At 62.2% G+C, this 21,178-nt stretch carries 19 protein-coding genes and 1 pseudogene; 7 read left to right on the forward strand and 13 right to left on the reverse strand.

Annotated elements, in window-relative coordinates; genetic code table 11:
• Nucleotides 1-150 precede the first annotated feature (150 nt).
• Entirely contained in the window at nucleotides 151-1,083 is a 933-nt protein-coding gene (locus NKJ57_RS06560) for a LysR family transcriptional regulator (RefSeq protein WP_352511335.1), read from the reverse strand.
• 92 nt (nucleotides 1,084-1,175) lie between these two features.
• Between NKJ57_RS06560 and NKJ57_RS06565 the strand changes: the two genes are divergently transcribed.
• On the forward strand, nucleotides 1,176-2,189 hold the full coding sequence (locus NKJ57_RS06565) for an NADP-dependent oxidoreductase (RefSeq protein ID WP_023700514.1): 1,014 nt from the start codon (nucleotides 1,176-1,178) through the stop codon (nucleotides 2,187-2,189).
• Between the two features lie 61 nt (nucleotides 2,190-2,250).
• Here NKJ57_RS06565 and NKJ57_RS06570 read toward each other — a convergent pair whose 3' ends face one another.
• The 6 genes and pseudogenes from NKJ57_RS06570 to NKJ57_RS06595 form a co-directional block, all read right to left on the reverse strand.
• Nucleotides 2,251-2,886, reverse strand: coding sequence for an SGNH/GDSL hydrolase family protein (locus tag NKJ57_RS06570; protein ID WP_023705027.1), 636 nt, complete (start codon nucleotides 2,884-2,886; stop codon nucleotides 2,251-2,253).
• Nucleotides 2,887-3,016: 130 nt separating this feature from the next.
• Nucleotides 3,017-3,619 carry an alpha/beta fold hydrolase gene (locus NKJ57_RS06575; protein ID WP_050587681.1) on the reverse strand — a complete coding sequence of 201 codons (603 nt, stop codon included), beginning with the start codon at nucleotides 3,617-3,619 and terminating at the stop codon, nucleotides 3,017-3,019.
• A 4-nt stretch (nucleotides 3,620-3,623) separates the two neighbouring features.
• Nucleotides 3,624-3,992, reverse strand: a pseudogene (locus tag NKJ57_RS06580) (alpha/beta fold hydrolase); the annotation flags it as partial.
• A 101-nt stretch (nucleotides 3,993-4,093) separates the two neighbouring features.
• Nucleotides 4,094-5,023, reverse strand: a complete 930-nt coding sequence (rbsK, locus tag NKJ57_RS06585; protein ID WP_023705028.1) for a ribokinase — start codon at nucleotides 5,021-5,023, stop codon at nucleotides 4,094-4,096.
• A 4-nt stretch (nucleotides 5,024-5,027) separates the two neighbouring features.
• Nucleotides 5,028-5,480, reverse strand: a complete 453-nt coding sequence (locus NKJ57_RS06590; protein WP_023705029.1) for an RbsD/FucU family protein — start codon at nucleotides 5,478-5,480, stop codon at nucleotides 5,028-5,030.
• 42 nt (nucleotides 5,481-5,522) lie between these two features.
• A complete protein-coding gene (locus NKJ57_RS06595; protein ID WP_023705030.1) occupies nucleotides 5,523-6,575 on the reverse strand; it encodes an ABC transporter ATP-binding protein in 1,053 nt (350 codons plus the stop codon).
• 273 nt (nucleotides 6,576-6,848) lie between these two features.
• Between NKJ57_RS06595 and NKJ57_RS06600 the strand changes: the two genes are divergently transcribed.
• From NKJ57_RS06600 to NKJ57_RS06610, 3 genes are all read left to right on the forward strand, one after another.
• Complete coding sequence (locus NKJ57_RS06600; protein WP_023705031.1) at nucleotides 6,849-8,513, forward strand: ABC transporter substrate-binding protein; 1,665 nt, start codon at nucleotides 6,849-6,851, stop codon at nucleotides 8,511-8,513.
• 98 nt (nucleotides 8,514-8,611) lie between these two features.
• The gene (locus NKJ57_RS06605; protein WP_023705032.1) at nucleotides 8,612-9,727 is read left to right on the forward strand and encodes a carbohydrate ABC transporter permease; all 1,116 of its coding nucleotides are present in this window, start codon (nucleotides 8,612-8,614) and stop codon (nucleotides 9,725-9,727) included.
• Nucleotides 9,728-9,736: 9 nt separating this feature from the next.
• On the forward strand, nucleotides 9,737-10,654 hold the full coding sequence (locus tag NKJ57_RS06610; protein WP_023669427.1) for a carbohydrate ABC transporter permease: 918 nt from the start codon (nucleotides 9,737-9,739) through the stop codon (nucleotides 10,652-10,654).
• 112 nt (nucleotides 10,655-10,766) lie between these two features.
• Here the strand turns inward: NKJ57_RS06610 and NKJ57_RS06615 are convergent, their stop codons facing one another.
• Nucleotides 10,767-11,510 (reverse strand): creatininase family protein, encoded by a 744-nt coding sequence (locus NKJ57_RS06615; protein WP_023705033.1) that lies wholly within the window; start codon nucleotides 11,508-11,510, stop codon nucleotides 10,767-10,769.
• 3 nt (nucleotides 11,511-11,513) lie between these two features.
• Nucleotides 11,514-12,080 (reverse strand): SIS domain-containing protein, encoded by a 567-nt coding sequence (locus tag NKJ57_RS06620; RefSeq protein ID WP_023669425.1) that lies wholly within the window; start codon nucleotides 12,078-12,080, stop codon nucleotides 11,514-11,516.
• 184 nt (nucleotides 12,081-12,264) lie between these two features.
• On the opposite strand from NKJ57_RS06620, the gene NKJ57_RS06625 reads away from it, so the two are divergent.
• Nucleotides 12,265-13,287 (forward strand): aldo/keto reductase, encoded by a 1,023-nt coding sequence (locus NKJ57_RS06625; RefSeq protein ID WP_352511337.1) that lies wholly within the window; start codon nucleotides 12,265-12,267, stop codon nucleotides 13,285-13,287.
• Nucleotides 13,288-13,377: 90 nt separating this feature from the next.
• Here NKJ57_RS06625 and NKJ57_RS06630 read toward each other — a convergent pair whose 3' ends face one another.
• The 4 genes from NKJ57_RS06630 to clpP form a co-directional block, all read right to left on the reverse strand.
• On the reverse strand, nucleotides 13,378-13,650 hold the full coding sequence (locus tag NKJ57_RS06630) for an HU family DNA-binding protein (protein ID WP_023669423.1): 273 nt from the start codon (nucleotides 13,648-13,650) through the stop codon (nucleotides 13,378-13,380).
• Between the two features lie 196 nt (nucleotides 13,651-13,846).
• A complete protein-coding gene (gene lon, locus NKJ57_RS06635; protein WP_023682304.1) occupies nucleotides 13,847-16,258 on the reverse strand; it encodes an endopeptidase La in 2,412 nt (803 codons plus the stop codon).
• A 273-nt stretch (nucleotides 16,259-16,531) separates the two neighbouring features.
• On the reverse strand, nucleotides 16,532-17,806 hold the full coding sequence (clpX, locus tag NKJ57_RS06640; RefSeq protein WP_023682305.1) for an ATP-dependent Clp protease ATP-binding subunit ClpX: 1,275 nt from the start codon (nucleotides 17,804-17,806) through the stop codon (nucleotides 16,532-16,534).
• 295 nt (nucleotides 17,807-18,101) lie between these two features.
• On the reverse strand, nucleotides 18,102-18,731 hold the full coding sequence (gene clpP, locus NKJ57_RS06645; RefSeq protein ID WP_023682306.1) for an ATP-dependent Clp endopeptidase proteolytic subunit ClpP: 630 nt from the start codon (nucleotides 18,729-18,731) through the stop codon (nucleotides 18,102-18,104).
• Between the two features lie 310 nt (nucleotides 18,732-19,041).
• Here clpP and NKJ57_RS06650 point away from each other — a divergent pair, with 310 nt between their 5' ends.
• Nucleotides 19,042-19,632: a hypothetical protein gene (locus tag NKJ57_RS06650; RefSeq protein WP_352511339.1), complete on the forward strand. Its 591-nt coding sequence runs from the start codon at nucleotides 19,042-19,044 to the stop codon at nucleotides 19,630-19,632.
• A gap of 107 nt (nucleotides 19,633-19,739) precedes the next feature.
• On the forward strand, nucleotides 19,740-20,987 hold the full coding sequence (locus tag NKJ57_RS06655) for a cytochrome P450 (protein ID WP_352511340.1): 1,248 nt from the start codon (nucleotides 19,740-19,742) through the stop codon (nucleotides 20,985-20,987).
• The last annotated feature ends 191 nt before the right edge of the window (nucleotides 20,988-21,178 follow it).

Below are 21,178 nucleotides of genomic sequence, written 5' to 3' on the forward strand. Positions count from 1 at the left end.
ACTAGTCTAATGCTATTCGACGAGGAGGGGCGGCCTGTAGTGGGGCCGAAACGGAATAGCAGCTTTTGGACGTTGTGCCCGGAATAGCTGCCGTTCAGCCAATCAGCAGGATTGACCGCTTTCGCCCTTTAGCGACCCTTCCGCGCCAGATCAGTCGATGCTTGAAGCTGCCATTCGCAGAGTGAAAGCGGCGTCGAGCATGGTCAGAAAGGCGCGCACGGCGGGGTTGGCGCGTCGGCTTGCCGGCCAGAGCACGGTGACATTGTTTCGCTCGACCGCGAACGTGGACAGCACTGGGACCAGTTCGCCGCGCTCCACATAGGGAGCCGCCATGAAGGAGGCGCCTATGCCTATCCCACCGCCGGCTGCCAGCATGATGAGCACGGCATCGCTGGCATCGGCGACCACACCGGAATTGGGCACGATCTCGATTTCACGGTCGCCAATCCGGAAGGGCCAGCGAAAGGCCTGGCCTGTGCTCTGATATCGAAGGTTGACGGTGTCGTGCCCTTCCAGGTGATCGGGATGGGTCGGTGTGCCGCGTTCCTCGAGATAGGCTGGCGAGGCGAAGCAGCAAAGCCGATGGGGTGCGATCTTGCGTGATAGTAGCCGGGTATCAGCCAGATCACCGATGCGTATGGCGACATCGATCCCTTCCTCGATCATGTCCACCATCTGGTCACCCAGCCTGAGATCGACGATCAGGTTCGGATGGAGCCGACGGAAAGCCGGTAAAGCCGGAGCGATCAGATGCAGTCCGATCGGCAGCGACGCGGCCACGCGCAACGTGCCCGATGGTTCGGAGCGCGCGGTCATTGCCGCCTGCTCTATTTCCTCCGCCTCGCGTAGCAGACGCAGCGCGCGCTCATGCAGGTCGCGCCCTTCGGGCGTGAAGGTGAGCGAGCGCGTTGTACGGGTAAACAGCGACACTCCTAAATGCCGCTCGAGCCGCTGGACGCTCTTGCTGACCGCCGAAGGGGAAATCGACAGCGCGCGCGCCGCTGCCGTGTAGCTGCCCAGCGATCCCGCACGCGCGAAGGCGATGATGCCAGTGAGCCGATCCAAAGTGATATGTTCCGCCATGGCATTACTTAACCGCCATCGGCACCGATTATCAACCGGCGGTCATGCCGCTAGATTCGCTCCAATGACATGGATGAGCGGAGATTTCACCAATGAGCGATAAGATGAAGGCAGTCCGTCTGCACGCATTCGGTGGTCCCGAGATGCTGGTGTACGAAGACGCGCCTAGGCCGGGTGTGAAGCCCGGCGAGGTGCTTGTCCGAGTCCAGGCGGCCGGGCTTAATCCGCCCGACTGGTATCTGCGGGATGGCTATCGCGCACTGCCGCCAGAATGGCGACCCAACGCGTCCTTCCCACTGATTCTCGGCACGGACGTGTCGGGCGTCATTGAAGCGGTTGGCGCTGACGTCGCTGAGTTCAGCATCGGTGACGAGGTCTACGCAATGGTTCGCTTCCCCGATAACTTGATGACGGGTAGCAATGCCTACGCGCATTATGTCAGTGTGCCGGCATCGCATGTTGCATTGAAACCAGCCGGCATCGACCATATTCATGCGGCTGGTGCGCCGATGTCGCTTCTGACGGCATGGCAGTTCTTGATCGAACTTGGCCACGACGAGCCGAATCCGTTCCAGCCCTTACCGCATGAGCCGGTGCCCCTCGACGGCAAGACGGTGCTCATCAATGGTGCCGGAGGCGGTGTCGGGCATCTGGCCGTCCAGTTGGCGAAATGGCGGGGCGCGCGCGTCATCGCGGTGACATCGGCCAAGAACGAGGCGCTGATGCGCGATCTCGGCGTGGATCAATTCATCGACTACAAGACAACCGCGGCGGAAGATGTCGTTCGAGACGTCGACCTTGTCCTCGACGCGGTGGGCGGCGCGGACATGGAGCGCTTCTTCCATGTTCTGAAGCCGGGCGGCGCGCTGTTCCTGGTCAACCCACTGGGCTTCGCTGGTCACGAAGAGACAGAGAGGCTGGGGATCACGGTCTCATCCACACAGGTTCGATCCAATGGCGCGCAGTTGGCAAAAGCCGCCCGCCTGCTCGACGACGGCCTTGTGCGTGTCGTCATCGACAGCACATTCCCGCTGGCCGAGGCATCGCGCGCACATGAGCGCGCCGCCGACGGCAGTATTCAAGGCAAGATCGTGCTGGCCGTCTGAATTGTTGCTTTCAGTCCGAACGACCATCGGGAGTGCAGACGATCGGGCGCGATTACGCCGTTTAGCCGACGAAGACCACCGACCGACGTCCGGCTGAATCGTGCTCGACTACAAGTGCCGCGATGGCTGCCGCGATCTTCGCGCCGCCTTGCACTGACGGTTCGATAGGATTGGCGAAGTCCGCGTCCTCATTCGATACCAAGCGCAGGTCGACGAGCGGCAAACCGCGCGAGAACGCCGCCCGGGTGATGACGTCGTTGAGGACCGTCAGGGCAGTTGCGGCAAGTCTACGACGCTGTGGGTCGGGAAAGCGCGCCTCGTAGATCGTGCAGACAGCGGTGGGTAGGTTTTGGCCCAGCGCCCCCTCGAGCATCGTACAGTAGTCGTGCTCGAATTCCTCCCGGATATCGCTGATCCTGTCCAGAACCTCGGCCACCGAACAGGCCCCCTGCTCCAGAATCCCTGCATGACGAAGAGCATCATTGCCACCGACGCTGACGACAAGATGGCTAGCATCCTGGGGGAGCCGTTCAAGCTGCCGCTCGACGCCGCTTGTGACGGCGCCGTCGACGGCGTTTACCGTTGCACGCCACCCCTCCGGCAACCGCTCCCGCAGCTGCCGCACTACGTCGGGCCCGTGCGCGACATAGGCAGCGTTGTCAAAGATCGAATCCCCGAGAAGGACGACGTGTGGCATCGGATGCTCCGTTGAGGCCTCTGCCAATGCTGCATCAGCAGAGGAGGTAAGGTGGTGGGTTGTGACCGCGGCAGCGAGCACGGTCAGGAGATCACGGCGAGTCAGGCCACCTACAGAACGGAACGGCATCTCAGCCGTCCAGGAACGCCAGAAGCGCGGCATTCACCGCGCTGGCCTCTTCGCGCTGTTCCCAATGCGTCGCCTTCTCGAACGTCTGCAGGCCCCGATCGTTGCAAAGGGCCAGACTGCGCTCGGCCAGGCCATATTCCAGAGCTTGGTCCTGCATCCCCCACAGTACAAGGGTCGGCGTCGTGATCCGCTCATTCAGGCTTGGGCGGAAGCGCAGCGCCCGATACCAGTTGAGCATGCCTGTCAGCGCCCCCGGCCGTTCCCAGGCCTGCCGATACTCTGCGATTTCCTCCGCCGTGAAGGCATCTGTTCGGCTGGATTTGATGAGCGCCCGTGCCAGCAGAGCCGAGCGCCCCGCCCCCAGAAAAGCCTCCGGCAGCAAGGGGAACTGGAAGAAGGCCGCATAGCTGCTCCGCAGGAACTGGGTCGGAGATCGCAAGGAATGGGCAAGCAGCACCTCGGGATGGGGCGCGTTCAGGATGACGAGCCTTTCCAGGCGGTGCGGCAGCTTTGCGCCTGCGGCCCAGGCGACGATACCGCCCCAGTAAATGACCGACGAGGTGAAACCTTCCGATGCCGAGCGCGTCGGCGATGGCAACGACATCGCCGACGAGCTTGGGGAGCGTGTATTCACGGATGGCTTTCGGCTTGTCACTGGTGTTGTAGCCCCTCTGGTCGGGAACGATGACCCGGAACCGGCGGTAGCGAGCGCATCGATCTGCCGTCTCCAGCCGATCCAGAAGTCGCCGGGAGCAGTCTGTCCCGGTCCAGCCGCTAGGCTGGCAGCAGCGGAGGCGTCGATCAAAGTGAATACCTCGCGGAGTTGACGAGGAGTTCTGATAGGCAAGTTTCAATTTCGCGCTTTTTCCCGAAAATTCGAGAGCGTGAGGAATTGAAACCATTCGTTGATTAATCAGGGGTTTTCGCCGGCCTGTCACGCCGGAGGTCGCGGGTTCGCGCCCCGTCACTCGCGCCATTTCTCCTCAGGAGAAATGTGACATAATCGTCTAGAATCATGGTCTTGCATGTGGAAATTCAGATCCGGTCGGATCTGAATTCGGTCTCTCCCGCAACGACGTCACCCCTTGGCCAGCAGCGCCTCGACCTCCTGCAGCGTCGGCATGGATGGCGCCGTACCCGGCCTTGTCACCGAAATGCCGGCGACGGCGCAGGCGAAGCGGACGGCTTGCAGCGGCTCCACGCCTTTGGCGAGTGCTGCGGCCAGGCCACCATTGAAGGCATCACCCGCACCAGTGGTTTCAACCACCGGGCCAGCACTGACCACGGGAACATGGTCGGAACGGTTCGCCGTGTGCAGCAGCGCGCCTTTTTCGCCGAGCGTGATGATGACCGAGCCGACGCCCTTTTTGAGCAGGCTGTCGGCGGCGCGGCGAGCCTCGTCGATCGAAGAAACCTTGATGCCGGTCAGCTCTTCGGCCTCGGTCTCGTTGGGGGTGACATAGTCGCAAAGCGTATAGATGCGGTCCGGCAGCTTGGCCGCCGGCGCCGGATTGAGGATGGTGGTCACCCCTGCACCGCGCGCGATTTCGAGTGCGCGCAGTGCCGCGTCGATCGGCTGTTCGAGCTGGGTGACGAAGACGCCGGCGCCGCCGATCAGGCCGGCGTTGGCCTCGATGTCTTCAGGCGAGATCAGCATCGCCGCACCCGGGCTGACGATGATGGCGTTGTTGCCGGTTGTCTCCTCGATGAAGATATAGGCCGCGCCGGTATAGCTTTGCGGCGTCTCGATGACGGCGGATTTGACGCTCGCCTCTGCCCAGGTCGCCTTGGCCATGTCGGCGAAAGCATCGACGCCAAGCCGGGTCAGGAAGGTGACGTCCGCGCCGAGCTTGCCTGCCGCCACCGCCTGGTTCGAGCCCTTGCCGCCCGGTCCCAGCTTGAAGGAATTACCAAGAATGGTTTCACCCATGCGCGGCTGTCGATCGGCGCGGTAGGCGGTGTCGGCGACGAAAACGCCCAGAATGACGACAGGTTTGCCCGACGCCATGGCCCTACTCGGCGTCGGGCGGCACGACGCCCTTGCGAAAGGCGAAGCAGCCATAGAAGCGGCGCTCGCCGGTCTGGATGACGCAATAGGCTTTCTTGGCGCGCTCGTAGAAGGCATAGCGCTCGACCGAGATCATCGGCCAGGCCTTGCCTTCCGCCTTGTCGATCTCCTTCTGCACCTCTTTTTGCACCGGCGGGATCTCCTCCGGCTTGCCGACGATCTCCATGCGCGCGGCCGCATCGTCGACGAAAGTGTCCAGCGGATAGAGCGACAGCACCGCCTTGACCACATCGGCCGCCGAGGCGTCGATGTGCAGCAGCTTGCCGAGCACGGTCTGCTTTGCCACCGAATCGGCGGGGAAATTGGTGTCGGCGATGACCAGATCGTCGCCGTGTCCCATTGCCCTGAGCGCCTGGAGCACATCGGCATTGAGCAATGGGTTGATCCCTTTGAGCATGGCAGTCCTCGTCAAACAGGTTTGGTCAAAGTCGATTGGAAATCAGAGCCGGTTGCCGGTCTCGGCGTCGAAGAGATGGACCTGGTCGAGGCGCGGCTTGAGATTGAGCGTGTCGCCGGGCTTGAAGTCGTGGCGCTCGCGAAACAGCGCCACCATCTCGCCCTCGCCGAAACGCACGAAGACCAGCGTTTCGGAACCGGTCGGCTCGACCACCGAGATCTTTGCTGGCACGCCGTCGGCATGGATTTCGAGATGCTCGGGCCGCACGCCATAGACCACGGCCTGGCCCTCCTTGGCGGCGCTGCCGGCCGCGATCGGGAACAGCGTGCCCGCTACCTCGACCTTGTCGCCCTTGCGCACCACGCCCTTGAGCAGGTTCATCGACGGCGAGCCGATGAAGCCGGCGACAAACAGATTGGCCGGCCGGTCGAACAATTCCAATGGCGCGCCGACTTGCTCGATGCGGCCGTCGCGCATGACGACGATCTTGTCGGCCATGGTCATGGCCTCGATCTGATCGTGGGTGACGTAGATGGTGGTGGTCTTCAGCCGCTGGTGCAGTTCCTTGATCTCGGTGCGCATCTGCACGCGCAGCTTGGCGTCGAGATTGGAGAGCGGCTCATCGAACAGGAAGACCTGCGGGTTGCGCACGATGGCGCGGCCCATGGCGACGCGCTGGCGCTGGCCGCCGGAGAGCTGGCGCGGATAGCGTTTCAGGTACGGATTGAGGTCGAGAATGTCGGCGGCGCGCTTGACCCGCTCGGCGACCACGGCCGGATCGGTCTTGCGCAGCTTCAGCGCAAACGCCATGTTCTGCTCCACCGTCTTGTGCGGATAGAGCGCGTAGTTCTGGAACACCATGGCGATGTCGCGCTTGGCCGGCGGCAGATTGTTGACGATGCGCTCGCCAATGGCGATCGTGCCGCCGGAGACGGTCTCCAGCCCGGCCACCATCCTGAGCAGCGTGGACTTGCCGCAGCCCGACGGGCCGACCAGCACCACGAACTGGCCATCGGCGATGTCGACGCTGACCTCGTGCAGGACCTTGACGGTTCCGAACGCCTTGGCCACATTGCTGATCGCGACTTGAGCCATCGTCCCCCCTTTTCTCGCGGTGAAGCTAGCCATTGCCAACGGCAAGGGCAAGTCGGTATGTTATCGATAAAAAGCCATTCGTGTTGACAAGGTAATCGATTACGCAAATATTAGCTGTTGCCAATCCGGCAGTCGGATTTTTATCCGAAAATCGGAGCTCCAGGCGACGCAGGGTGGGGTCCCACGTCCCCGTATGATAAAGGAGAACCGCCGACGTTTCGGCGTCGGAGGGATTGGCATTTCAATTCACGACTGTTGTTCTGGGAGGAATAGATGAGAGTCGGTCTTTACGAAAAACTCGTCCGCGCGGGTGCCACCCGGCGTGACATACTCAAGGGCGCGGCCTCAATGGCCGCGATCGCCGCCGCATCGGGCGCTGGGCTCGGCGCTTTCACCCGCCCGGCTGAAGCCGCCAGCGAGCTACGCTCCAAAATTCTGCAGATCCCCGGCGTCGGCAAGGGTCAGCCGACGGATGCCGATTTCCAGAAGGTCGGCGAACTCTGCCTGGAAGCCACCAAGGCCAACGTCAAGGAAGGCGAATTCGCCGGCGTCGAGCTCACCTTCATGGGCCTCAACAACCAGAACCTGCACAATGTGCTGTTCCGCGGCTTCCTGAAGCCGTGGGAGGCCTATACCGGCGCCAAGATCAGCTGGATCGACCTGGCGCAGGCCGACTACAATGCCCGCCTGCAGCAGTCGATCGCCACCGGCACCGTCGACTTCGACATCATCGAGATGGGCGCGCCCTTCGAAGGCGATGTCTGCGGCAAGGGCCTGACCTCCGAGATGCCCGACTGGGTCAAAGAGCAGATCGACATGAAGGATGTCGTGGCCTACCTGCAGCCGCCAGTCGGCACCTGGGACGGCAAGCAGTACCGGATCACCGTCGATGGCGATGCGCACAACTTCAACTACCGCACCGACGTTTTTGCCGATGCCGACCTCGCCAAGGCGTGGAAGGACGGCGGTGCGACCACCGAATGGGGTGTGCCGAAGACCTGGCAGGAAGTCCAGGCCGTCACAAAATTCCTCAAGGGCAAGAAGTTCAAGGACCAGGACGTCTTCGGCTATCTCGATGCGCCCAAGGCCTGGGGCGGTTTCGGCTTCTACTTCCTCGGCAGCCGCGCCACCGCCTATGCCAAGCATCCCGACGACAAGGCCTGGCTGTTCGATGCCGACACGATGAAGCCGCGCATCAACAATCCGGCCTGGGTGCGCGCCATCCAGGACGTCATCGACGCGCTGCCGTCGGAGCCCGCCGACCAGATCAACGCCGACCCGAACACGACAGCCTTCCAGCAGTTCCTGGCCGGCACCGGTTCAATGGTCACCTGGTGGGGCGACGTCGGCTCCAACGTCAAGACCAACGATAGCTCGGTCATCGGCGACGTCACCGGCTTCTCGATCCTGCCGGGATCCGACGACGTCTACAATGCCAAGACCGGCGCCTGGGACAAACTCGCCAGCGGCCCGAACTATGCGCCAAACTGTGCCTATCTCGGCTGGGGCGTCTATGTCATGGCCCGCGTCGATACGGACGAAAAGAAGAAAAAAGCGGCATGGTCGGCCGCCGCTCATCTCGGCGGCAAGGACCTGTCAATCTGGACGGCGATGTATCCGTCCGGCTTCCAGCCCTACCGCAACTCGCATTTCGACATTCCCGAATGGGTGGCGGCAGGCTACGACGAGGCGTTCATCACCTCGTATCTGAAGTCGGAAGCCGACAGCTACAACCATCCGAACGCGGCGATCGAACCGCGCATCCCCGGCATCTTCCAGTACTATTCGGCTGCCGAGGACATTCTGGCCAACACATTCGCCGGCAAGATGAAGGCGCAGGAAGGCGCCGACGCCATTGCCGCGGCCTGGGAGAAGCTGACCGACCAGATCGGCCGCGAAAACCAGATCAAGCTCTACAAGGCCTCGCTCGGCGTGTAGGCTGATCCTATCGTGACAACAGGTCCGGCGGTGCAAGCCGCCGGACCTGACCGGCTCGGGCCGGTCGCAGGCTTGATTTTTTAAACGGACGGGGACGCGTGGCTGACCAGACCACCAATGTATGGCCGGCCAACGCCGGCCCAGCCGATCTGATCTCGCCGGCCCGCAAGCGGGCGGGTTTTGCCCTGATGGCGGCCGCCACGCTTGGCCTGCTGGCGGTGATCGCGTTTGAGATCCTCTACAAGAACGAGATCACCACGCTCGGCTTCGAGACCTGGCGTCCGATCGTCTACGCCTATGTTCTGTGGGGCGTGACGCTTGGCATCGGCCAGGTGCTGACGCGCGGCGAGGACGGCCAGCGCGCGCTGTTCCTGCTGCCGGCGCTGCTGTTCACCATCGCCATGGTGATCTTCCCGACGCTGTTCGGCTTCTATATCGCGCTGACCGACTGGAACCTGTCGTCCTTTTCCGGCCGCAAGTTCAACGGGCTCGACAATTTCTGGCAGATGCTGGCCGATCCCTACTACCGCAACGCGCTGTTCAACATGGTGCTTTATGTGCTCGCCGTGCTGGTTGAGTATGTGATTGCCTTCGGCCTGGCGCTGCTGCTCAACGCGCAGATCCGGGCGCGCAAATTCTTCCGAGTCGTCTTCCTGATGCCGCTGATGCTGTCGCCGGTCGCGGTGTCGTGGATGATCGGCAAATCGCTGATGGAGTACCGTTTCGGGCCGGCGGCGACGCTGGCGCGCCATTTCGGCTGGGAAAACCCCGCCTTCTTCTCCAACCCGATCACCGCCCGCATCTCGATCATGGTGCTCGACGCCTGGACCTTCATCCCGTTCATGATGATCATGCTGCTTGCCGGCCTGCAGGCGATGTCGCGCGACGTGCTGGAAGCGGCGCGCGTCGATGGCGCCACGCCCTGGCAGACTTTCTGGCAGGTCACCTTCCCGCTGATGCTGCCGGTGTCGGTCACGGCGGTGATCCTGCGCATCATCTTCAAGCTGAAGCTTGCCGACATCATCATTACCGTCACCTCCGGCGGCCCCGGCGGCGCCACGGATTCAGTGTCGAGCTTCATCTACCGCGAATACCGCGACCGTTCGAATGTCGGCTACGGCACCATGCTGGCGATGGCCTATCTCGTCATCATCGTCGTGTTCGTGACCTGGCTGTTGAAATTCGCCAATCGCTTCGTGCGCAACGTGAACTGACGAGGCACAATGAGCGTCCAGACCACCGACTATGCTGCCTCGGAAATCCGCTCACCGCTGGGTTTTCTGGCCAATCGCATCTTCATCTATGGCGCGCTGGCGTTCTGGGCCTTCATCTGCCTGTTCCCGATCTACTGGACCATCACCACCTCGTTCAAGACCGCGGTCGACGTCACGCAAGGACACCTCATCCCGTTCGTCGACTTCCAGCCGGACTGGAAGGGCTGGCGCTCGCTCGGCCTGTCGCCGGATTCGATCTTCCAGACCTCGACGGTGCGGGAGGAGTTTTTCAAGCGCTTCATGAATTCGGTCATCACCTCGGTCGGTGCGTCGAGCCTCGCCATCGTCATTGGCAGCCTCGCCGCCTATGGGCTGACCCGCTACCGCTATCAGTTCGCCTGGTTCAAGAACGAGGACATCTCCTTCTTCTTCCTGTCGCAGCTGATCCTACCGCCGGTGGTGCTGGCCCTGCCCTTCCTGGTGCTCTACCGCGAGGTCGGCCTGCTCGACACACGCATCGGCCTGATCCTGCTCTACACGCTGATGGTGCTGCCGATCGTCATCTGGATCATGCGCGACCAGTTCAACTCGATCCCGGTCGAGCTCGAGGAGGCAGCGCTGGTCGACGGCCTGTCGATCTGGGGCGCTTTTTTCCGCATCGTCATGCCGATTGCGCTGCCGGGCATGGTCGCCGCTTTCATCCTGGCGATGGTGCTGTGCTGGAACGAGTATTTTTTCGCCGCGCTGCTGACCTCGACCGACGCCAAGACCATCCCGGTCATGGTGGCGAGCCAGACCGGCTCGCAAGGCATCAACTGGTGGTCGATGGCGGCTCTTGCCACCGCCGCGATCGCACCGCTGGCGGTCATCGGGATTGCGCTTGAGCGGTATCTGATCATGGGCATGACGGCTGGGGCGGTGAAGTAGGCGAGAGGCAGCCCCCCATCGCTTCGTCATCCTAGGGCGAAGCAAGGAGCGAAGCGACGCGGCGCACACCCTAAGATAACGAAAATACGAAAGCCGCCCGACAGTCTCGTAGCTAGCGCCTCAGGATTTCCGTGAGATGATCCATGATCATCGCGACGCCCTTCTGCCCAAGCTCCGCCGAGGCGTCCTTGGCACTCGCCGTGTACCAGCTTGTATTGTCCGCAAAACGCCCGGCATCGACCGCTTCCGGACACAGCGCCAGCATCAGCGACGTCTCGCCGATGCCGGCATGATCGAACGGATACTTCCCGTTCATGGCAGCCGACATTAGCGGGTGCACCTGCACCCAGTTGAAGAAATTCTCGCCGGCGGCGTGCCCGGCATAATAATCGGCCATCCCGTCTGAGCCCCACCAGCCCTCGCCGCGCTGCTTCTCGAGGAAGCGGAAGATCGCCTGGCGGCCGGCGGCCTTGAAGGCGAGATCGGTCGGCATGCCGGCGGCAAAGTTCTCGGTCTGGTGGTGGATGATGGCGTTGATGTTACGAAAGCCGATGCGCAGCAGGCTGTAGAACAATTCTTCGGCGAACGGCGCCAGCTGGTTGCCGCCGACCTGCACCGAGCCGTTGCCTTCGGGTGCTGCCACCACATAGCTCGCCGCACCGTAGTAGAAAGCCGGCAGGATGACGATGTCGGCCTCCTTCTCGTAGAGCTCCAGCGTCTTGATGACGGCCAGCGTGTCCATGCCGACAGCCATGTGCTCGCCGTGATATTCGAGCACGCCGAGCGGGAGAGCGACCGGCCAGTTCTCGGCGATCGCCTTGCGGATCTGGTGCGGCAGCATCAGTTCGTAGCGCATGATCTATTCCATGTTGGTGTGGCGGGCGCGCATGGCCTCGGACGACTGGCCGGTCAGCGCCTTGAGCTTCAGCACCATGACCTCGAACAGCAGGAACAGCGCCCCTTCGAAGACCGAGCCCATCGGCAGCAGCGATGTCTTTTGCGGCCCCTGGTCGCGCGCCATGGTCTGCGCCGGGATAAGCAAGGTGAAGTCGGCAAGCGCGACCGCACTGCTGCCTGCCTCGGCGGTGAGCAAAAGCACGGTGGCGCCGGCCTTGCGGGCGACTTGCATCAAGGTGAGCACCGTCGTCGTCTCGCCCGGGCCGGAACTGACCAGGAAGACATCGGCTGCGCCAAGCGGTGGCGTGTTCATGTCGCCGACCACCGACACCTCAAGCCCGAGGTGATAGAGGCGCATGGCGAAACCCTTGAGCTGCAAGGCCTCGCGGCCGCAGCCATAGACGACGATCTTTTGCGCGCGGGCCAGGGTTTCGCAGGCGGTGTCGATGCCGGCTTCGTCGACGCGCGCCAGTACGGCGCCCAGCTCTTGCAGGGCGGTCGAAAACATATCCGAGCCGGCATTCGTCATGAGAGTCCCATCTGTCCGGCTGGGTTTGTGGCCGGTGATTTCGGTTGCGCGCTTTCGGAGAAAGGCTTGTTTTTGTTCATGCTATCACCGCGAAAATGCCTGTCCAACGGCCATGGCGGCTTTTGCTGAGCCAGCGGCGTGATAGTGTCATGTCAGACAAATCAATCCAGGAAATCAGCACGACATGAAGACACGGCATTTCGACCGCATCGGCAATGGCGGCCTCGACTTCACCGAGCTTGGCTTCGGCAGCGCGCCGCTCGGCAACCTTTACCGCGCCGTCCCTGACGCGGATGCCAACGCAACGCTGGAGGCGGCGTGGGCGACCGGCTGCCGTTACTACGACACCGCGCCGCTCTATGGCCTGGGTCTCGCCGAAACGCGGCTCAATGCTTTCCTGCGCGGCAGGAAGCGCGACGATTATGTGCTGTCGAGCAAGGTCGGTCGCCTGTTGCGCGCCTGCCCGCCGGAGGAACGAACCGGCATCGGCAAGTTCTTCGACACACCGACGCGCAAGGAGGTCTACGACTACAGCTACGACGGCGTCATGCGCTCGTTCGAGGCGTCGCTGGAACGGCTTGGCGTCGACCGCATCGACATCCTTTTCGTCCATGACCTCGACATCTTCACCCATGGCAGCAAGGAGGCGTCAGACCAGCGCATCGAGGAATTCATGGCCTCGGGCTACAACGGACTGGTTGCGCTGCGCGACCAGGGCGTGATCAAGGCCTTCGGCGGCGGCATCAACGAATGGGAGGTTTGCCAGACGCTGGCGGAGCGTGGCGACTTCGACCTGTTCCTGCTGGCCGGGCGCTACACGCTGCTGGAACAGGAAGCGCTTGCCACCTTCCTGCCGCTCTGTGAGCAACGCGGCATCGGCATCGTTCTCGGCGGTCCTTACAATTCCGGCATCCTGGCGACCGGGCCGAAGCCAGGCGCCTATTACAATTACTCCGAGGCGCCAAGGGACATCATGGATCGCGTCGGGCGCATCGAGGTCGTCTGCCAGCGCCATGGCGTCAGGCTGATCGAGGCGGCGCTGCAGTTTCCGCTGCTGCACCCTTCCGTGGTGTCGGTCATCCCCGGCGGCCAGCGGCCGAGTGAAGTCGAAAGCAACCGCGCCCTGCTCGATGCCAAGCTGCCTGCGGCGCTGTGGGCGGACCTCAAGCAGGAAGGCCTGATGCGCGCGGATGCGCCGGTGGGCTGAAGGCTCGCCTCAGCGGGCTGACGGCCTGCCGCCATCGAGGCAAAAGAAAAGCCGGGCGAACCCGGCTTTTCAACATTCTCTGAAAAATTTTTAGTTGACCGCGTCCTTGAGGCCTTTGCCGGCCGAGAACTTCGGCACGGTACGCGCCGGAATCTTCACTTCCGCGCCAGTCTGCGGGTTGCGGCCAGTCGATGCCGCACGCTTGGAGACGGTGAAATTTCCGAAGCCGACGAGCCGTACATCGCCGCCCTTCTTCAGTTCGCCAGTGATGACGGAGAACACCGCCTCAACCGCCGACTGTGCGTCACCCTTCGAAATGCTCGCGGATTCAGCGACAGCGGAAACCAGTTCGTTCTTGTTCATAAAAATTCCCTTCCATGAGAAAACCGGAACTTTCGACTCATCCGGCAGGAGAGGGACTTTAGAAAGAAGCGCTCGCAAACCCAAGTCAAAAAGCCGGAAAAAAGTTGAAAAAAGCCCGGAAATGGTGGGTTTTTCACATGAAAAAGCCGGGCTCAAGGCCCGGCTCTCTCTTTGTGCACTGCAACTTTAGTAGTTTCTAATGTGCAAGCGACTTTCCAGCATCGTCAACGGTATCGGTGGAAGCCGGCGGATTGACTGGCTCGACCCACTCGATTGGCTCCGGCATGCGCACCAGCGCGTGCCTCAGAACCTCGCCGACACGTGAGACCGGAATGATCTCCATACCGTTCTTCACATTGTCCGGTATCTCCGCCAGATCCTTGGCGTTGTCTTCCGGGATCAGCACCTTCTTGATGCCGCCGCGCAGTGCGGCGAGCAGTTTCTCCTTGAGGCCGCCGATCGGCAAGATGCGGCCGCGAAGCGTTATCTCGCCAGTCATCGCCACATCGGCCCGGACCGGAATACCAGTCATGACAGATACGATGGCCGTCGCCATGGCAGCACCTGCAGACGGACCGTCCTTCGGCGTGGCGCCTTCGGGCAAGTGGACGTGGATGTCACGCTTGTCGAACAGCGGCGGCTCGATGCCGAAATCGATGGCCCGCGAGCGGACATAAGAGGCCGCCGCCGAGATCGATTCCTTCATCACGTCGCGCAGATTGCCGGTCACCGTCATGCGGCCCTTGCCGGGCATCATGACGCCTTCGACCGTCAGCAGCTCGCCGCCGACTTCCGTCCAGGCAAGACCGGTGACGACACCGACCTGATCGTCAGCCTCGACCTGGCCGAAGCGGAAGCGCGGAACACCGAGGTAATCGGCGAGGTTCGCCGCCGTGATGCTCACCGTCTTCTTCTTCGTCTTCAGGATCTCGGTCACCGCCTTGCGCCCGAGCTTCATCAGCTCGCGCTCCAGGCTTCTGACGCCCGCTTCACGGGTGTAGGTCTGGATGATGCCGCGGATCGCGTCCTCGCCGACGGAGAATTCCTTCGGCTGCAGGGCATGATCGCGGATCACCTTGGGCATCAGGTGACGCTTGGCGATCTCGATCTTCTCGTCCTCGGTGTAGCCGGCGATACGGATGATCTCCATGCGGTCCATCAGGGGCGCAGGGATGTTCAGCGTGTTCGCCGTCGTCACGAACATCACGCTCGACAGGTCGTATTCGACCTCGAGGTAATGGTCCATGAACGTCGAGTTCTGCTCGGGATCGAGCACCTCGAGCAAAGCCGATGACGGATCGCCGCGGAAGTCCTGGCCCATCTTGTCGATCTCGTCGAGCAGGAAGAGCGGGTTGGACTTCTTGGCCTTCTTCATCGACTGGATGACCTTGCCGGGCATCGAGCCGATATAGGTGCGGCGGTGGCCACGGATCTCGGCCTCGTCACGCACGCCGCCAAGCGCCATGCGGATGAACTCGCGGCCGGTCGCCTTGGCGATCGACTTGCCGAGTGAGGTCTTGCCGACGCCGGGAGGGCCGACGAGGCACAGGATCGGCCCCTTCAGCTTCTTCTGGCGGCTTTGCACGGCGAGATACTCGACGATGCGGTCCTTGACCTTGTCGAGGCCGAAATGATCGGTGTCGAGCACGTTCTGCGCAAACGCCAGGTCCTGCTTGACCTTGGAGTTCTTGCCCCACGGGATCGACAGGATCCAGTCGAGGTAGTTGCGCACGACGGTCGATTCCGCCGACATCGGCGACATCGTCCGCAGCTTCTTCAACTCGGCTTCCGCCTTTTCGCGGGCCTCCTTGGAGAGCTTGGTCTTCTTGATGCGCGCCTCGATCTCGGCGGCCTCGTCGCGGCCGTCCTCGCCTTCGCCGAGCTCCTTCTGGATCGCCTTCATCTGCTCGTTGAGGTAATATTCGCGCTGCGTCTTCTCCATCTGGCGCTTGACGCGCGAGCGGATGCGCTTCTCCACCTGCAGGACGGAGATTTCGGCTTCCATGAAGCCCATCGCCTTTTCCAGCCGTTCCTTGACGGACAGCGTGGCCAGCATCTCCTGCTTCTCGGGGATCTTGATGGCGAGGTGCGAAGCAACCGTATCGGCGAGCTTGGAATAGTCGTCGATCTGGCTGGCGGCGCCCACCACTTCAGGCGAGATCTTCTTGTTCAGCTTGACGTAGTTTTCGAAGTCGGTGACGACCGAACGGGCGAGCGCCTCGACCTCGACCTCTTCCTCCTCCGGCTCGACCAGCGCCGTGGCGGTAGCTTCGTGGAAGTCCGGACGGTCGGTGAACGAGACGATCTTGGCACGCGACGCGCCTTCGACCAGCACCTTGACGGTGCCGTCGGGCAGCTTCAGCAATTGCAGCACATTGGCGAGCGTGCCGATGTCGAAGATCGCATCGGGCTCGGGATCGTCATCGGCGGCATTCATCTGGGTGGCAAGCAGGATCTGCTTTTCCTGACCCATAACCTCTTCCAGCGCCTTGATCGACTTTTCACGCCCGACAAAGAGCGGAACGATCATGTGCGGGAACACCACGATGTCGCGCAGTGGGAGGACTGCGAAGACGCCGTCGCTGGGAGCCTTGGATATTTTGGCCATTGTCCAACCTTTCATGTCGCGGCCGCTAATCGAGCCAACCGCGAATCTCATATTAACGACCGAGGATCGTTCCGCCTACCACCGTTTGTGACGGGAGTTTTACAGCACAGAATTCGGCACCACGGCCTTCCGATGTTAGTTGGATGCACGAGGGGAAAAGATCAAGGGTCGACACGTTCGTTCATCCACTCCGTCACAAGGATCGGTACCTCACCACAGCAAAACGGCGCCCCGCGGGCGCCGTTCCATAAAAAGGTTAGGCCAGATGCCAGATCAGGCGCTGACGTTGCCCTTCTTTTCCTTCTGCTCGGAATAGATGTAGAGCGGCCGGGCGCTGCCGGTCACCACTTCTTCCGAAATCACCACTTCGCGCACGCCTTCCAGGGCGGGCAGTTCGAACATGGTGTCGAGCAGGATCGCTTCCATGATCGAGCGGAGGCCACGGGCGCCGGTCTTGCGCTCGATGGCGCGCTTGGCGATCGCCGACAGCGCATTCTCATGGAAGGTCAGGTCGACACTCTCCATCTCGAACAGCCGCTGATACTGCTTGACCAGCGCGTTTTTCGGCTCGGTCAGGATCTGGATCAGCGCCGGCTCGTCGAGGTCTTCCAGCGTCGCCAGGACCGGCAGACGGCCGACAAACTCGGGGATGAGGCCGAACTTCAAGAGATCCTCGGGCTCGACCAGGCGGAACACGTCACCGGTGCGGCGATCCTCGGGCGAAGCGACGATGGCGCCGAAGCCGATGGAAGTCTTCCTGCCGCGATCCGAGATGATCTTGTCCAGCCCGGCGAAGGCGCCGCCGCAGATGAACAGGATGTTGGCGGTGTCGACCTGCAGGAACTCCTGCTGCGGATGCTTGCGGCCGCCCTGCGGCGGCACGGAGGCAACGGTGCCTTCCATGATCTTCAGAAGCGCCTGCTGCACACCCTCGCCCGACACGTCGCGGGTGATCGATGGGTTGTCGGACTTGCGCGAAATCTTGTCGATTTCATCGATGTAGACGATGCCGCGCTGGGCGCGCTCGACATTGTAGTCGGCCGACTGCAGCAGCTTCAGGATGATGTTTTCGACGTCCTCGCCGACGTAACCGGCTTCGGTCAGCGTCGTCGCGTCGGCCATGGTGAAGGGCACGTCGATGATGCGGGCCAGCGTCTGGGCAAGCAGCGTCTTGCCGCAGCCGGTCGGGCCGATCAGCAGGATGTTGGACTTCGCCAATTCGACGTCGTTGTTCTTGCCGGCATGCGCCAGGCGCTTGTAGTGGTTGTGGACAGCCACCGACAGCACGCGCTTGGCGTAGGGCTGGCCGATGACATAGTCGTCGAGAACCTTCAGGATCTCCTGCGGGGTCGGCACGCCCTCGCGCGACTTCACCATCGAGGTCTTGTTCTCCTCGCGGATGATGTCCATGCACAGCTCTACGCACTCGTCGCAGATGAACACCGTTGGGCCGGCGATCAGCTTGCGCACCTCGTGCTGGCTTTTGCCGCAAAACGAGCAATAAAGCGTGTTCTTCGAATCACCGCTGTTGTTGCCGACTTTGCTCATTTTCCTGTCCTTTCATGGCCGCCCGCCGATGGTCTGGCTGAAAGGGCGCATATTCTATCTATCGCGGGAATTCGCCGCCGCCAGTGTCCCGGCTCCCGCAACGCATTCCGTACGAAACACAAATCAGAAAACGTCGCAATGATTCGCGCCAACCCTGCACAAAGCTAAGCCGTCGAAAATCAACATAGCCTTAACGTAGGCAATCCCATCCACCGAGGGAACAGCCAATTGTGGCCGAAATGCCGCAAATCCCAGCAAAAGCGCGTTATCCACCCACGCAACTGCCATGCAGCGCTTATGCCGCAGCGCCTTCGACCGGCTCGCGCGACGAAATGACCTTGTCGATGAGGCCGAAATCCTTGGCTTCGTCGGCTGTCATGAAATGGTCGCGGTCAAGCGTCTTTTCAATGTCTTCGTAGCTCTTACCGGTGTGTTTGACGTAGACCTCGTTGAGGCGGCGCTTCAGCTTGATGATGTCCTGCGCGTGCCGCTCGATGTCGGAGGCCTGGCCCTGGAAACCGCCGGAAGGCTGGTGAACCATGATACGGGCGTTCGGCGTGGCAAAACGCATGTCCTTGTGGCCGGCGGTCAGAAGCAGCGAGCCCATCGACGCCGCCTGGCCGATGCACAGCGTCGACACCGCCGGCTTGATGAACTGCATGGTGTCGTAGATCGCCATGCCCGAGGTCACCACGCCGCCCGGCGAGTTGATGTAGAGGTTGATCTCTTTCTTCGGGTTCTCGGCCTCGAGGAACAAAAGCTGTGCACAAACCAGCGTCGCCATACCGTCTTCGACCGGGCCGGTGATGAAAATGATGCGCTCTTTCAGCAGGCGCGAGAAAATGTCGTAGGCCCGCTCGCCGCGATTGGTCTGCTCGACCACCATCGGAACGAGGTTCATGTAGGTTTCGACGGGGTTCTTCATGGACTACCCTTTTTGGAGATGGGGATTCCGGCGCCGGAACATCGGGCAGAATCGGTTCTTGACGGTTAGAATGTAAATAGGATGCCGGCTCACCCTAGCGCAAGGCCGCCTCCTCCTAGCCATCTGGTTAAGTCGAATCAAGGTTTCCGCGCAAGGGAAAGTCCGAACGCGGCCAGCGGCGTTTTTGCGGTGTAGCAATTCCTTAACCGCGTCGCTTAACGAAATGCGGCGAAACCGCTTTCCCCCGGAGGACCTTCCCCTACAATTCAACATTGAACCTCACGTTTCGGGTTCAAACAGGGGGAGTGCCATGATCAGGAAAACTGCTTGCCTCGCCATCTCCGGCCTTGCCGGTCTCGGCATGGTGTCCGATGCGGTTGCCGGCGGCCGGGCCGCCGAATGCTATGAGCCGGTGCACAGGCCGGCGCTCTATGACACCGTCTATGAAGACGTCATGGTCAGTCCCGGCGGGCAGTTGGTCGACTATGATCCGCCGATCTATGGCACCATGGAGCGCGTCGAGCAGATCGCGCCGCCCCGAGTCACCTATGACATCGTACCGGCGAGAACCCGCACCGTTTACAGCACGGTCCAGGTCGACGATGGCGGCTATGCCTGGGAATGGCGCGTCATCCACGGCCGCAAGGTGCTGTGCAAGGTGTGGCGCAAGGCCCGCTACGCGCGTGTGGCCGAAACGGTGGTGGTTGAACCGGAGCGCACCCGCCGGGTTGTGCTGCCGGCCGAATATGAGAGCGTCGCCCATGAAGTGCTGGTGCGGCCCGAGCGGCGGCACGTCACCCAGATAGCGCCGTCATACCAGAGGATGGCGCGCCGGGTGGTGGTGCAGGAAGGCTCGACCAGCTGGCGCCGCGTGCATATTGCCAGGCATTGCGAGGATTAGACTTCGGTACTTCGCCGAGGTCCGCCTCGGTTGGCTCAATCCATAGGGCCGTCGGGTGCCAACATCCGGTCTGGCACCAAGCCGGCAAGCCGCGGTAATGGTCTGGCATGACCACATCCATGCCGCCCTACCTCGCCTTTGATCCAGCCACGCGCCGCCTGCGGCTCGATCCGCACGAACCGGCGTTTTTCCAGAACCCCTACGACGCCTATGCCGTCCTGCATGGCGCATCGAATGCCTTCTTCTGGGAGGAATTCGGCTTTTGGTGCTTTGGCGGCTTCGACGACGTCAACCGGCTGTTGCGCGACCGCCGCTTCGGTCGCCAGAACCCGGCCGGCATTCCCGACAGCCGCGGCATCGGCGAGGATCGCTCGCATTTGGCCGCTTTCGACGGCATCGAGAGCAATTCGATGCTGGAGCTGGAGCCGCCGGTGCACACCAGGCTCAGAACCCTGGTCAACCGCGCCTTCGTCTCGCGCCAGGTCGAGCGGCTGCGGCCGCGCGTGGAGGCGCTGGCCAATGAGCTGATCGACCGTTTCGAACCGCGCCAGGTCGATCTATTGCCCAGCTTCGCCGCACCTTTGCCGATCACCATCATTGCCGAAATGCTCGGTGTGCCGGTCGAAATGGGGCCGCAACTGCTCGACTGGTCGCACCGGATGGTGGCCATGTACATGCATGGCCGGACGCGCGAGACCGAGGAAGCGGCCAATCGCGCCGCGCACGATTTTTCCGACTTTTTGCGCGGCTATGTCGCCGAGCGGCGCAAGAAGCCTGGCGACGACCTGCTATCGCTGCTGATCGTGGCGCAAGAGGATGGCCAGAAGCTGTCGGAAAACGAGTTGGTCTCGTCCGCCATCCTGTTGCTCAATGCCGGCCACGAGGCGACCGTCCATCAAACCGGCAACGCCGTGCGCACGTTGCTGGCGCAAGGCGGCGACCCCGGCCGTTTCTTCACCTCGCCGGAAGCAACCGCTGCAACGGTCGAGGAGTGCCTGCGCTTCGACGCGCCGCTGCACATGTTCACCCGCTACGCCTATCAGGAGGTCGAGGTGACATCGGGGGTTGTCGTACAACCGGGCGAGACGATCGGCCTGCTGCTCGGCATGGCCAATCATGATCCGCTTGCCTTTGCCGAACCTGGCGCCTTCCGGCCCGGCCGACTAGACCAGAAGAATGTCTCGTTCGGCGCCGGTATCCATTTCTGCATCGGTGCGCCGCTGGCGCGGCTGGAGTTGCAGGTGTCGCTGAAAACCCTGTTCGAGCGGCAGCCGCAACTCCATCTTGCGGAGCAGCCGCGCTTCCGCGACACCTATCATTTCCATGGGCTGGAAAAGCTCACTGTGAGCTTGTGAGGACGGCGGAGCCGACGCATGCCCGAGAAAATGAGATTCGCCTTTCTACAGGAACCACCCCTTCTGCTTTATCGACGGATCGGGACGTCTGGGCGGCAGCGATGCCCAACTGGCCAAGAGGGTCTGCCTGACGCTCGGGCTGGAACTTTTGCCCATCGAGACCGAGTTTGCCGAGCTGCTGCCTGGGCTTG

This window comes from Mesorhizobium sp. M0077 (assembly GCF_040322955.1).
Classification (GTDB): domain Bacteria; phylum Pseudomonadota; class Alphaproteobacteria; order Rhizobiales; family Rhizobiaceae; genus Mesorhizobium.